This window comes from Pseudomonas sp. c313, assembly GCF_055407145.1.
Genome location: NZ_JBUZRD010000003.1, coordinates 220477 through 234085, shown reverse-complemented (window position 1 = coordinate 234085; position 13609 = coordinate 220477). Strand labels below are relative to the sequence as shown.

The window sequence follows — 13609 nt, the reverse complement described above, 5'->3', positions numbered from 1 at the left end:
ATTGGCTTGCGGTTACTGGTACTGCTGGTAGGGATTGCCCTGGAACTGGTTGTTCTGCTGCGGCGCTTGTTGCTGCTGTGCAGGTTGGCCGTACTGCTGGCCAGGAATCGCCTTGAGGTTGACCTCGACACGGCGGTTCTGCGCGCGGCCATTGACGTCGGCGTTGCTGGCAATCGGGTTATCCGGGCCGGCACCACGTGCCGACAGGTTGGCACCACTGACACCCTGGGAGGTCAGGTAGGTCGCCACGCTTTGCGCACGACGTTGGGACAGGTCCATGTTGAGCTGACGAGTGCCGGTGCTGTCGGTGTAGCCGACAATTTCGATCTGGTTCTGGTTGAACTCCTTCAAGGAGTTCGCCAGGTTATTCAGGGGCTGGTAGAAGCTGGGAGCAATGTCGGCGCGGTTAGTGGCAAAGGTGATATTACCCGGCATGATCAGCTTGATCTGATCGCCCTGGCGCTGAACCTCGACACCGGTATTGGCCATGCTTTCGCGCAGTTTCTTTTCCTGCTGGTCAGCGTAGTAGCCATAACCTGCAGCGCCGATACCGGCGACGGCGGCGCCGATCAGCGCACCCTTGCCACGGTTGTTATGGTCAATGGCCGCACCGGCCAACGCACCAGCCAGTGCGCCAAGCCCGCCGTACTTGGCGGTTTTGCTCATGCCTTGCGAACCCTCGTTCGCCTGTCCCTGGCTACCATCATAAGGATTGGGTGAAGCACAGCCCGACAACAAGGCTACAGCCGTAGCAACAACAAGCAGACGACGCGAAGTGAACATGGAGAAGCTCCTACTTTTGCATTCTATGATGCAGAGGACATTGGCAATGGACCTGTGTCGAGGTTTGAACACGACAAACGGTAAAAATTCCGTGTTCGGCCCCGGTCCTGTAACAAAAAATCAGGGCAAGCGTGGCTACAGAAACCGTAGCAGAAGCTCACAAAATCGGACCTGCCTTTTTGCTACAACGCCTCTCAACATCAAGCCCTGACAAAGGGGTTCTCACGCATTTCATCCCCCAGCCGCGTGTCCGGGCCATGGCCGGTTACCACCGTCGCGTCCTCATCCAGGGTGTAAAGCCGTTGTTTGATGGACCGCACGATGGTCGCCTGATCCCCACCCCACAGATCCGTGCGCCCGACGCCGCGCCGAAACAGCGTGTCCCCGGCGATCAGCAACTTGGCATCGGCAAACCAGAAACTCATGGACCCCGGTGTATGCCCAGGCGTGTGCAAGGCCACACCGCAGCCACAGGCCAACTCCTCATCGTCGGCCAACCAGCGGTCCGGCGAAGGTACCGGCGTGTAGGGCACACCAAACATCTGGCATTGCATTTCCAGGTTGTCCCAGAGGAATTGATCCTCCTTGTGCAGGTGCAGCGTGGCGCCGGTCTTTTCCTTCAACTGGCCGGAAGCCAGGAAGTGATCAAGATGAGCATGGGTATGGATGATGCTCACCACTTTCAGGCCCAAGGCATCGAGCCGCGCCAGGATCAGCTCATGGTTGCCACCTGGGTCAACCACGATGGCCTTTTTAGTGATGGGGTCGCCGATGATGGTGCAGTTGCACTGCAAAGGGCCGACGGGGAAGGTTTCGCGGATCAGGGCGGGCACTTGGGACATCGGGTTGGCTCGGTATGCTGTGATGAGGCGATTCTGGCACAAAATGCACGATACCTACCCCAACAACCCCATCTCCTGCGCCCTCGCTACCGCCTGTGTGCGGCGCTCAACCCCCAGCTTGCTGTTGATATGGCTGGCGTGGGTCTTGACCGTGTGCAGGGAAATAAACAGCTGATTGCTGATTTCCTGGTTCGAGCACCCTTGTGCGATCAGGTGCAGCACCGCCAGCTCTCGCACACTCAGGGTTTCGCAGGTGTGCGCAGCCTCGACGGGTTCGCGAGGGACGATGGCCGGCAATAACGCCAACAGGCTTTGGTTCAGCGGGTCATGGGGGGCGTGGCCGAGTTGTTCCCGCGCCCAGTCGGGATAACGCTTAAACAGTGGCTGGAAGGGCTGCAATGCGCCTCCAGCGGCCGCTTCAAGTGCCTGGGCAAACACCGGGCGGGCCAGGGACTCCTGACCACATTCCAGCAACAACAGCGCCTGCTGGGTCAGCGCCATGAGACCGATCATCTGTCGGCCGTCCTGTCGAGCCCGCTGTGCCAGTTCGTCAAGCCTTTGGAGCGAGGCAGCGGGCTGATGACGAATCGCGTCCAGTGCAGCTTGTTGCAGCTCGATATGTTGTGGCAGGTGTGGATGAAACTCCGGCGCCGCCGCAGCCTGTCCACCGTTATAGGTTTGCCCCAGGCGTGTCAGCCAGGCTTCGGCCAGGTCGGTGCGGCCCTGGGCCAGCCACAATTCGCATTTGATCAGGGTGATCATCGCCAGGTAGTAGATCGGCGGCACATCCCAGATATGCATCAGCCGCTCAGCCTCGGCCAGTTCGGCAAAGGCCTTGGGGAAATCCCCGCGACGGCCTTCAAGATTGGCGATTACGCAATAGCCGATCAGCACGCTGATATCCCGGCAGGCACGGGCCTCGGCCAGACCAGCGCGTAGGCGCAACAGGCCAGCCTCAGGCTGGCAGCGCATCAGCAACAGATATCCCTCGTACAACGCCAGACGCGCGCGCGCTGCATACAGGCGCTGGGGAGCCAAGCCTTGCAGACGTTGCAGGCCCTGGCGCACCTCATCCAAAGAGCGCAGGATTTCGCCGCGTGCCTGCAGCACGCGCGCACGGTCGTAGTGGGCCAAGGCCTCAAACAGCGGATTACCAACCCGTTGCGCCAGCTCCAGGGACTCGCGATTCAGGCCACGGGCGCGCCATAGGTCGGCGTCGACGATGGCCAGGTTGGACAGCGTCGACAGGCACATCAGCCGCTGGCCATAACGTTTCTGCGGCAGGCTTTCCAATGCCTCGTTGCAATACAGCTGGGTCAACTCGCGGTTACCGCGCCCACGGGCGATGATCCCGCTAAGCGCCAACCACTGGGCAAGCATCGACTTCTGCGCGGTGGCCGACGGTGCTGGCAGGAATCGGCTGAGGTGGCTGGATAACTCTTGCGCCGCATCCAACTGGCAAGCAAGCCCCAGGGCCCAGCTATAAAGCACGATCAAGCGCGGCGTGCTGATCAGCAAGCTGTCGGGCAAGTCCATCTTCCAGCGCAGAAGCATGCCGACGTTCTGTTCGGCCAACAGCTGCTCTTCGGAAAGATTTTGTACCAGGTTCGCCGCCACATCCAGATGGCCGGCGCGCAACGCTTGCTCCACGGCCTCATCGAGCAAGCCCTGGGTATTGAACCAGCGACATGCCCGCAGGTGCAGAGTGGCGGCCGGCAATACCGCATTGGTCGCACGCCGGGCACGCAACAGATCGGAGAACAGGTGGTGATAACGGAACCAGTGGCCCTGCTCATCCAGCGGCACCAGGAATACCTGATGAGCTTGCAGGTAACGCAGGATCTCGGCGCTATCGTGGGCTTCACGCACAGCGTCACACAGTTCGCTGCAAAAGCGTTCCTGGGACGCAGTGTCGTAGAGAAACCCCTGCACCTCCGGCGGCAGACAGTCGATCACCTCTTCAAGCAGGTAATCACGTATCAGCCCTTCCCCGCCGTGCAAGCCTTGGGGCAAGGCGCCGTCGCTACCGGCTTCGGAAGCCGCCAGCAACCAGAAGCGCAGGCCGGCAACCCAGCCTTCGCTGCGGCGGATCAGGTTGTCCAGCGCCTCGCCGCGCAATGAACTGCTGTGCCGGTCGAGTAAGGCCAGGGACTCATCGTTGGTCAGGCGCAGGTCTTGCTCATGCAGCTCCAGCAAATGCCGGGACAGGCGCAAGCGCGCCAGGTGCCAATCCGGACGCTGGCGACTGGTAACCAGCACCAGCAGGCCATCGGGCAAATGATTGAGGAAAAATTGCAGGCAACGGTCGAGCACCGGGCCCTGGGCCAGATGGTAGTCATCCAGCACCAGCAACAGAGGTTTACGGGTGGACAAGTGGACCGTCAGCTCATCGAGCAGGCCATCGAGCCATTCTTCAAAGGCGAACGGTTGATGGCGCTGACGCATTTTCAGCAGGCCCAGGGCCTGGGCGCCCAATTGCGGGAAATACTGTTGCAAGCCATCGAGCAGACGCTCAAGGAAACGCCCCGGATCACTGTCACGCGAGCTGAGCCCCAGCCACAGGCTTTGCCAGTGGGGCGCCAGGCTCTGGCAGAACTCCACCGCCAGCGAACTCTTGCCGAACCCGGCCGGAGCGCTGACCAGCAACAAGCGCCCATGCAGGCCAGCGCTCAGCCGTTCGCACAGGCGTGGTCGCAACACGTAGCCATCCGGCAGTGGGGGTCGATAGAAGCGCGCTTCCAGGGACGGGATTACCGCGCTGGCAGGCCCTTGAATTCGGGACAGATCAGTCATCGCCGGGCTCTTGTAATAGGCTGTGGTCGGCATTGCAGATGTCCGCAGACTAGCGGTAAAAGCTGCAGCTTTGTAGATCTTTGCAACAATTGTCTGAAAAAGACTACAACAAGAAATATTTAGAGCCGCAAAAAAAACGCCCCGAACCAGTCGGGGCGTTTTACGAGGATGCGGCCTCGTTTAGAGCACGTTAGCGAACACCCTCTTGGCGCAATGCCGCTGGGGTGAAGTCGCTGGTGGTGGCGGTGAAGCCGAAATCATAGGCCTGCTTCTCTTCGTTCTTCATACCCAGGGCCAGGTAGCGCCCGGACTGCAGGTCGTAGAGGGTTTCCAGGGCGTACCACGGCACTTGCTTGTCGTAGTAGTTCTCGCCATGGGCTTCAGCCACACGCCACAGTTGGCCACGACCGTCATAGTGATCGATCACGGCTGCCTGCCAGGTGTCTTCGTCGATGTAGAAGTCACGCTTGGCGTAGATGTGACGCTGGCCTTCCTTCAGGGTAGCGACCACATGCCAGACCCGGCGCAACTCGTAACGAGCCAGGTCCTGGTTGATATGGCCGGCCTTGATGATGTCGGCGTACTTGAGCTTCGGATCGTCGAGCTTGTAGCTGTTGGAGGCGATGTAGATTTCCTTCTTGCCTTCCAGTTTCCAGTCGTAGCGATCCGGGGCACCGTTGTACATATCGAGGTTATCGGAAGTACGCAGGCCATCGGCAGCAGTACCCGGCCCGTCATACGACACTTGCGGCGCCCGACGTACACGACGCTGACCGGCGTTGTAGACCCACGCCGAACGCGGCTCCTTCACTTGGTCGAGGGTCTCGTGCACCAGCAGCACACCACCAGCCAGACGAGCCGGCGCGGTCACTTTCTGCTTGAAGTAGAACAGGATGTTGCCCGGGTTCTTCGGATCGTAGTCCTTCATCTTGTCGCGGAACACGAACTGGTCCTGGAAGTACACCAGGCTGTAGGAGCCGTTGGCTTGTGGCGTGGCCTGGGTCACCAGGCGCGTCACGCTGCCGCCGCGGTAGCGGGTAATGTGGTTCCAGATCACCTCGACGCCAGTTTTTGGAATCGGGAATGGCACGGCGGTTTCGAAGTTTTCCAGACCATTGCCGCCGGACACCAGGTTGGTGCTGGTGGCGTTTTTCTTGATGGAGGCGAACACCTCCGCCGGCACGGTCGCGCCACGATGGGACGGATAGACCGGCATCTTGAAGGATTCCGGGTAGCGCTTGAACATCGCGTACTGCCCCGGCGCCAGCTTGTCCTTGTACTGCTCGACGTTCTGCGCGGTGATGGTGAACTGCGCTTGCTCACTGGCGTAAGGGTTGGCCAGGAATCCCTTGGCATCCACGGCGCCGGCATTGGTCGCCAAAGGCTTCCAGGCCGGGATGGTACCCGCCGCATTACCGGCCATTTCCGCACCCATCGGGGTCAGGCTGGTGCCCAGCTTGGCGGCTTCATCCGCCGACACCGCCGCCATGACGCTGCCGGCCATTATCGACAGCCCCAGCACACCCACGTGCAACAGACTTTTGGTTATTTTCATGTTCTGGTCTTCCTGAAAATACATGCTGCTTGAAAGAGTGTGCTTAGAAGTTCACGCCGGCGCTGAGTGCGACAAAGTCGCGGTCATCCACAGTGCTGAAGTCGCCACCGAAGAAGTTGGTGTAGTTCAGGCTGACGGTGTAGGTGTTCTGGTACTCGGCATCGACACCCAGGCTGACAGCCTTTCGACCCTCTTCGAAGTTGGCGCCAGGGCCAGGGGAGTAACCCTTGACGTCATGGGACCAGGCCACGCTTGGCTTGAGGTTGACCCCAGCGACCACGTCCGGGTATTCCCAGATGGCCCGAGCGCGGTAGCCCCAGGAGGTGGCGGTGGTGAAGCCGTCGTTGTTGCAGTTGGTGTTCAGGCCAGCTGCGTTCGGCAGCCCTGCGCCCGCGGCGGTGGAGTTGTTGAGGGCATTACAGAAACCACCGGGCAGGGTGCCGGGGCCGAACACCGGGTCGCGGCCATAACGGGCCTCGGATTTGCTTTCCAAGCCACCCACATGCGTTACACCGATTTCGCCGACGGTGGTCAGGCGGCTGGCGCCCATGACCTGGTCAAAGAAATGCGTGAACGTGGTCTGGAACTGGGTGACTTCCTTGCGGTTGTAACCGTGCAGGTCCTGGCCTGGACTGCCTTTCAATACCGAGGCATTGCCAAAACCCGGGATCGGTGTGACGCCGGCGAAGAGGATGTCGGTAGTACTCAGTTGGACCGGCGCGTTTGGCCGATAGCTCAACTCACCACTCCAGGCAGTACCGGTAGGCAGCGTGGTGGAGAAGCTCAAGCCATAGAGACGAATATCTTCCGGGTACTCGATGAAGTAGTTGGAGCTGCCCGCGACAATCAACGGCCGCAATCCAGCCAAAGGTCCCAGTGGCCGGGTGAAGGCCGATGATGGAGCACCTTGTGCACTGAAGATCGGCGCACGGCTGTGGTAGTTCATGAAGTACGCGCCGAACTCGGTGTCCAGCGGTTCGAAGTTGTAGTGCATGGCCACGCCGAACTGGCCGCTATCGCGCGCATCACGGTCAGGACCACGACGCACCAAGACACCTTCGTTATTCACGTCCACGCCGAGAGCGTTGAGGGTCGGAAAAGCAGCACCGGGTATGGTCGAACGCTTGTTCAGCACCCGCAGATTATTGTCGCAACCATCGGACACCACATCCGGCTGGGAGAAGAACGTCCCGCAGTTATCGGTAACCGTCTGGTCCCACTCCAACTGATAGAAGGCTTCCGCCGACAGGTTATCGGTCAGGGTTTGCGACACGTAGAACATGTTGACCGGGATCAGGCCTTCCTTGATCTCGGCTCCCGGACGACGGAACGCGGACACGTCGATCGGGTTGATGGAGTTGATGCCGCCGCCGATGAAAGTACTCTCACCCCAGCTCACCACTTGCTTACCAAAACGCACGGAACCCGGCTGATCGGCAATCGCATAGTTGTGATAAACGAACGCATCGAGAATCTGTCCGCCAGAAGACTTCGCGCCCTCTTTGCGGTTGTTGTCGCTGATGTCCTTGAACAGACGACTTTCATCCTTGAGTTCAAAGTCGTACCAGTACTTGCCACGCACAAACACACCGGTGTCGCCGTATTTCAGTTCCAGGTCATGAATGCCCTTGAAGATCTTCGAGAACGTTTCACCGCGCTTGAAGTTCAAGTGGCCGTCATCGGAGGTTTGCGACAACCCCTTGCCACCGTTGTTGGCACCGATCAGGTCTTTGTTGGCGTTGGCCGTGGACCAACTGGCCCCCACGGAAAGGGACGAATCGAAGCTGCCTTCGATTTCACCGATGTTGAAACTGACGCCGAATGCGGGCCCGGCGAGGGTCGAGGCAAGACTGACCGCCAGGGGCAATCTCGCCCGGCGCCAGAACTGGTTTACTGAGGTCATCGACGCTACTCCATGTGCATTATTGTTATGGCAGTGAGCCCTTTCAAAACATGCTTGTAACGGCCGGAATACAACGATTCCAATGCCGGGCGACCGTCGAACCTCCATGGCCCGCAGCGCCGCACCCTTGAAAAACTCTGGGAGGGACTATAGCCAGCAGGGGGTACCGCTTGATCCCTCTAAAGTGTGATTTGCATCACCAACCCGTCTGCCACAGTCCTTTCACCATGTCAGCGAGGGCTGACGTGAGAGAGGATGGCTGAAAATCGGCAAATGACAAGGCGAAGGCTTGTGATAGAGCTTTGCCGTGCTCCGAAGAGCACGGCGAAGGTCATCAAAGGGTGGAGAGGAAGGTGCTGTTATTGGCTTGCCATTCAATGATGTCAATGCGGATACGTTTCTTGTCGAGCTTGCCAACACTGGTCTTGGGAATTTCCGTAACAATGGCAATCTGACTCGGGATCGCCCACTTGCTCAGATGGCCCTGCTCGACAAACGGCTTGAGGTGTTCCTTGAGTTCACGTGCGCCAATTCCATGCCCCTCACGCACCACCAGCAAGGCAAACGGGCGCTCGCCCCACTGCGGATCGGCAATCCCCACCACCGCTACTTCACGTACCGCCGGGTGGCGACTGACCAAGTCTTCAAGAGCCAGCGAAGAGATCCATTCGCCGCCGGTCTTGATCACGTCCTTGATGCGGTCACGAATGTCGATCACGCCAAAGGCGTCGAGGGTTGCCACGTCGCCGGTGTGCATCCAGCCGCCGGCCCACAGCTCGGCGCCCTTCTCCGGTTCTTTGAAATAGCCTTCGCTGAGCCACGGCGCCCGTAGCACCAGTTCGCCCTGGGATTCGCCGTCAGCCGGCAGGAAGTTACCGTCGCCGTCGATGATCGCCGCCTCCACCAACGGCCCTGGCACACCGGCCTTGATGCGGTAAGTAGTGCGCTCGTCTTCGGTGCCGGCGATCAACTCATCGTTGAGGTGCGCGCACGACACCAGCGGCCCGGTCTCGGACATGCCGTAAGCGGCGGTCAACTGAATGCCGCGAGCCTTGGCCGCTTCATACAGCGAGTGGTTGAGAGAGCTGCCGCCGATGACGATTTTCCAGCCGCCAAAATCCACGCCCTGGGCGGCCTTGGCGTTGAGCACCATTTGCAGGATGGTCGGCACGCAATGGGAGAACGTGACATTCTCCTTGCGCCACAGCTCCACCAGGTATTCCGGGTCGTAACGACCGGGATAGACCTGTTTCAGACCGAGCATGGTGGCAACGTACGGCAGGCCCCAGGCATGCACATGGAACATCGGCGTGATGGGCATGTAGACGTCGTTGGTGCCCAGCAGGCGCACGCTGTCGACGCTGCCCATGATGGTCGCCACACCGATGGTGTGCAGGACCAGTTGACGATGGGTGAAATACACCCCTTTCGGGTTGCCGGTGGTACCGGTGGTGTAGAAGGTGGTAGCGACCGAGTGCTCGTCGAAGTCTTCGAAGGTGTATTGCGGGCTGGCGGCGGCCAGCAATTGCTCGTATTCGCCCACAAGGTTGGGCAGGTCGGCGGTTTTTTCCGTGCCATCGGTCAGCAACAGGGTTTTATCGACGGTGGTCAACTGCCCGGCGATGGCCTGGTAGAGGCCGACGAACTCGCTGTTGACCAGCACAAAGCGGTCCTCGGCGTGGTTCATGGTGTAGAGAATCTGTTCCGGCGACAGGCGCACGTTGATGGTGTGGATCACCGCGCCAATCATCGGGATGGCGAACATGCATTCCAGGTAACGATGGCTGTCCCAGTCCATCACCGCCACGGTGTCACCGGCCTTGACCCCGGCTTCGGTCAGTACGTTAGCCAGGCGGGCAACCCGTTCGATAAGGGTTGGGTAGGTGTAGCGAAGCTTGTCGCGGTAGACGATTTCCCGGGTTTTCTCGTAGCGGGCGCCGGACATCAACAGGCGCTTGATCAACAGCGGGTATTGGTAGGCGCCTTCGGCGGGCGGGATAATACGAGTCTGCAACATACGAATCCCTTTTCTGACTGCACGGTCTGGGCTAAAGGATTTGCACTTTAGAGACCTTGCGCGCCGCTCAAATCAGCCAAAGGAATGATTTGCAGAACCCTGTGAATACTAGCCTTGCGCCAGCAACCGCCTCATTTCATCTCGGTAAACGCCAGCTTCACGCCAATGGCAATCAGCACTACGCCCATGGTCCGGTCGAACCAATGGCCCATGCGGGCAAACCCGGCGCGCACCCGCTGCTGGCTGAACAGCATTGCCACCAGGCAAAACCAGATCGCCGTCGCCACTGCCAGATAAACCCCATAACCGGCCTGAATTGCCAACGGCGTGTGGGGATTGATGACCACGGTGAACAGCGACAGGAAAAACAGCGTGGCCTTGGGGTTCAGGCCATTGGTGACAAATCCCGAGGTAAACGCCCCGCGCGCAGTGCGCTCGCCCGCTTCACGGTGCAGATCGTCTTCGCTCGCAGGCTTGGCCGGTTGGGCACGCAAGGCTTTGAAACCGATGTACAGCAAGTAAGCTGCCGCCGCCCATTTCAGCGCATTGAACAGCACGATGGACTGGGACACGATCAAGCCAATACCGAGCAACGAGTAGCCTACATGCAGGAAAATCGCTGAACCAACGCCCAACGCCGTCCACGTCCCGGCACGCCGGCCATGGGTCACGCTCTCGCGCACCACCACGGCAAAATCCGGCCCAGGGCTGGCCACCGCCAGCAGGTGAATCAGGGCGACGGTCAAGAACTCGGTGAGGTACATGCACACTCCAGGAAGTAACTGATTATTTCATCTGATAGGCTCGGCAGATTACGCCTTTGAATCCTGCCGCAAAAGGTACAGTTGATGACGAACAATCGCCGCGCCGTCTTCCTCGATTACACCTCCCTGGACCTTGGAGACCTTGACCTGAGCGGGTTGAGAAAAACCTTCAGCGACTTGCAACTCTGTGAACAGACCTCGCCTGCGCAAGTTGTCGAACGCCTGCAAGGCGCTCAGGTGGCGATCAGTAACAAGATCCTGCTCAACGCCGAGACTCTGGCAGCGTGCCCCAATCTGAAGCTGATCCTGATCGCCGCCACCGGCACCAATAACGTCGACCTCGCCGCCGCCCGCGCCCAGGGCATTACCGTGAGCAATTGCCAGGGTTACGGTACACCTTCGGTGGCGCAACACACGATCATGCTGTTGCTCAACCTCGCCACGCGCTTGCAGGACTATCAAAAGGACGTCAGCGCCGGTCTCTGGCAGCAGGCCAAACAGTTCTGCCTGCTGGACCACCCGATCGTCGAACTGGAAGGCAAAACCCTCGGCTTGCTCGGTCACGGTGAGTTGGGCGGTGCCGTGGCGCGCCTGGCCGAAGCCTTCGGCATGCGCGTGGTGCTGGGAGCAATACCGGGGCGCCCGGCCCGCGCCGACCGGATGCCTCTGGATGAGCTGCTGTCCCACGTCGACGCCCTGACGCTGCACTGCCCCCTCAACGAACATACCCGCCATTTCATCGGCGCTCGGGAGTTGGCGCTGCTCAAGCCCGGCGCGTTCGTGGTCAATACCGCGCGCGGTGGCTTGATCGACGAGCAAGCCCTGGCCGATGCCCTGCGTAATGGTCATCTGGGCGGTGCGGCTACCGATGTGCTGAGCGTGGAGCCGCCGTCGGCGGGCAATCCATTGCTGGCGGGCGACATTCCACGGCTGATCGTCACGCCCCACTGCGCGTGGGGCAGCCGTGAAGCACGGCAGCGAATCGTTGGCCAATTGACGGAAAACGCCCAGGGGTTTTTCAGTGGTGCACCGCAGCGCGTCGTCAGTTGTTAAACTGCGTCCCTTTTCAGGAGCAGACCATGGATCCGCGCAGTGAAGTACTGCTTCGTCAGGCCAAACTTTTTCAGGGTGACTTGCTGCTGGCCGGCTTGCCCGCCGACGACTTGCTCGGTCACCTGCCCAATGCCCATGGCTGGTGCTGGCATGCCGGTGATCAGGCCGCACTGGATGCGCGTTTCGCCGAGCGCAGCCATTTCGGCGTGAATGTGCCCCAGCGCTCATTCGACTCGGTAGTGGTGTTCCTGCCCAAGTCCAAGGACCTGACCGATTACATCCTTAACGCCGTGGCTGCGCGCCTGCCCGGCGCCGAGGTGTATCTGGTGGGGGAAAAACGCGGCGGTATTGAGAGCGCCGCCAAGCAATTGAGCCCGTTCGGCAAACCCCGCAAGCTCGACAACGCGCGGCACTGCCAGCTGTGGCAAGTCACGGTGGCCAACGCCCCGCAAGCGGTTGAGCTGGAAAGCCTGGCCCAGGTGTTTGAGGTGCCGCTGGCCGAAGGGCTGCTCAAGGTGGTCAGCTTGCCGGGCGTGTTCAGCCATGGCCGCCTGGATCGCGGCACCGCGCTGCTGCTGGAGCACCTGGATAAATTGCCGAGCGGCCATTTGCTGGACTTCGGCTGTGGCGCGGGGGTGCTTGGGGCTGCGGTCAAGCGCCGCTATCCTCACAACACCGTCACGCTGCTGGACGTCGACGCCTTCGCCGCCGCCAGCAGTCGCCTGACCCTGGCCGCCAATGGCCTGGAAGCCGAGGTATTGACCGGCGATGGCATCGACGCAGCACCGATGGGCTTGAACGCGATTTTGAGCAACCCGCCGTTCCATGTCGGTGTGCACACCGACTATCACGCCACCGAGAATCTGCTGCAAAAAGCAGCCAAACATCTGGCAAAAGGCGGCGAACTACGGTTAGTCGCCAACAGCTTCCTGAAGTACCAACCGCTGATCGAAGAGCATCTTGGCGTGTGTGCGATCAAGGCCGAAGGTCAGGGTTTTCGTATCTACCGCGCCAAGCGCGGCTAACGGGCGTTTGAAAAAGAAGGCTTGCCGAATGGATTTTGCCGAGGCAGAATCCGCTCCGTCCTAGGGGAGTAGTCTCCCACGAGCGCCACGCTCGTCCGGCATACGTCAACATACTTGGTCAACAGGCCATGGCGTATGCGACCCAGGAGTCCGCACAGACGGACCGGGGTTTGACAAGACCTATGACACGAACACCTTACCCGGGGCGGGAAGGCTGTACGTGTCATAGCCGTGTCGACCCGCCCCTGGAAGCCTACCTGATGCTGGATTCACTTCTCGTTCCTACCGCAATCGTTGCCTTGGCCGAAATTGGCGACAAGACGCAACTGCTCGCCCTCATTCTCGCCGCACGCTTTCGCAAACCCTGGCCGATCATCGCCGGCATCGTCGCCGCGACCCTGGCCAACCATGCCGCCGCCGGTGCCGTGGGCGCCTGGTTCAGCACTTTCTTCTCGGATGCAATGTTGCACTGGATCCTCGCCGCGAGCTTTTGCGCCACAGCCCTGTGGACCTTGGTGCCGGACAAGCTCGACGATGACGAAGCCAGTACCTCCCGCAAGTTCGGACCGTTCCTGACCACGCTGATTGCGTTCTTCCTGGCGGAAATGGGCGACAAGACACAAATCGCCACGGTGATGCTGGCGGCGCAATACCCTGAGCTGTGGCTGGTGATTATCGGTACCACCCTGGGCATGTTGATTGCCAACGTACCGGTGGTTCTGGCGGGGAATTTTGCGGCAGAGAAACTGCCGTTGACCTTGATTCGGCGCCTGGCAGCTTCGGCATTTTTCATTCTGGCAATTGTGGCGGTTTACAAGGCCATGCAAAGCAGTGGGTGGATCTAGCTGCAAGCTGTTTGCTTCTGACTTGCAGC

Annotated in this window: 10 protein-coding genes and 1 riboswitch; of the genes, 3 read left to right on the top strand and 7 right to left on the bottom strand. The window is 60.2% G+C overall.

Features of this window, described 5'->3' with window-relative positions:
- Positions 1 to 12: 12 nt before the first annotated feature.
- From ACZRKZ_RS10585 to ACZRKZ_RS10555, 7 genes are all read right to left on the bottom strand, one after another.
- A complete protein-coding gene (locus tag ACZRKZ_RS10585) occupies positions 13 to 783 on the bottom strand; it encodes a YiaD family glycine zipper/OmpA-like lipoprotein (protein ID WP_149410923.1) in 771 nt (256 codons plus the stop codon).
- Positions 784 to 983: 200 nt separating this feature from the next.
- Positions 984 to 1625 carry an MBL fold metallo-hydrolase gene (locus tag ACZRKZ_RS10580; RefSeq protein ID WP_149410922.1) on the bottom strand — a complete coding sequence of 214 codons (642 nt, stop codon included), beginning with the start codon at positions 1623 to 1625 and terminating at the stop codon, positions 984 to 986.
- Positions 1626 to 1679: 54 nt separating this feature from the next.
- Positions 1680 to 4418, bottom strand: a complete 2739-nt coding sequence (locus ACZRKZ_RS10575; protein ID WP_463981568.1) for a LuxR C-terminal-related transcriptional regulator — start codon at positions 4416 to 4418, stop codon at positions 1680 to 1682.
- 190 nt (positions 4419 to 4608) lie between these two features.
- Complete coding sequence (locus ACZRKZ_RS10570; RefSeq protein ID WP_463967154.1) at positions 4609 to 5973, bottom strand: DUF1329 domain-containing protein; 1365 nt, start codon at positions 5971 to 5973, stop codon at positions 4609 to 4611.
- 43 nt (positions 5974 to 6016) lie between these two features.
- Positions 6017 to 7876: a DUF1302 domain-containing protein gene (locus tag ACZRKZ_RS10565; RefSeq protein WP_463981567.1), complete on the bottom strand. Its 1860-nt coding sequence runs from the start codon at positions 7874 to 7876 to the stop codon at positions 6017 to 6019.
- Between the two features lie 334 nt (positions 7877 to 8210).
- A complete protein-coding gene (locus ACZRKZ_RS10560) occupies positions 8211 to 9893 on the bottom strand; it encodes a fatty acid--CoA ligase (protein WP_463981566.1) in 1683 nt (560 codons plus the stop codon).
- A gap of 131 nt (positions 9894 to 10024) precedes the next feature.
- A complete protein-coding gene (locus ACZRKZ_RS10555; protein WP_463967157.1) occupies positions 10025 to 10657 on the bottom strand; it encodes a LysE family translocator in 633 nt (210 codons plus the stop codon).
- An 84-nt stretch (positions 10658 to 10741) separates the two neighbouring features.
- Between ACZRKZ_RS10555 and ACZRKZ_RS10550 the strand changes: the two genes are divergently transcribed.
- The 3 genes from ACZRKZ_RS10550 (at position 10742) to ACZRKZ_RS10540 (ending at position 13580) form a co-directional block, all read left to right on the top strand.
- Positions 10742 to 11710 carry a 2-hydroxyacid dehydrogenase gene (locus ACZRKZ_RS10550; protein ID WP_463981565.1) on the top strand — a complete coding sequence of 323 codons (969 nt, stop codon included), beginning with the start codon at positions 10742 to 10744 and terminating at the stop codon, positions 11708 to 11710.
- Between the two features lie 26 nt (positions 11711 to 11736).
- The gene (locus tag ACZRKZ_RS10545; RefSeq protein ID WP_463981564.1) at positions 11737 to 12735 is read left to right on the top strand and encodes a methyltransferase; all 999 of its coding nucleotides are present in this window, start codon (positions 11737 to 11739) and stop codon (positions 12733 to 12735) included.
- Between the two features lie 50 nt (positions 12736 to 12785).
- Positions 12786 to 12907: riboswitch (yybP-ykoY riboswitch) on the top strand.
- A gap of 88 nt (positions 12908 to 12995) precedes the next feature.
- Complete coding sequence (locus ACZRKZ_RS10540) at positions 12996 to 13580, top strand: TMEM165/GDT1 family protein (RefSeq protein ID WP_463967160.1); 585 nt, start codon at positions 12996 to 12998, stop codon at positions 13578 to 13580.
- Positions 13581 to 13609: the final 29 nt, after the last annotated feature.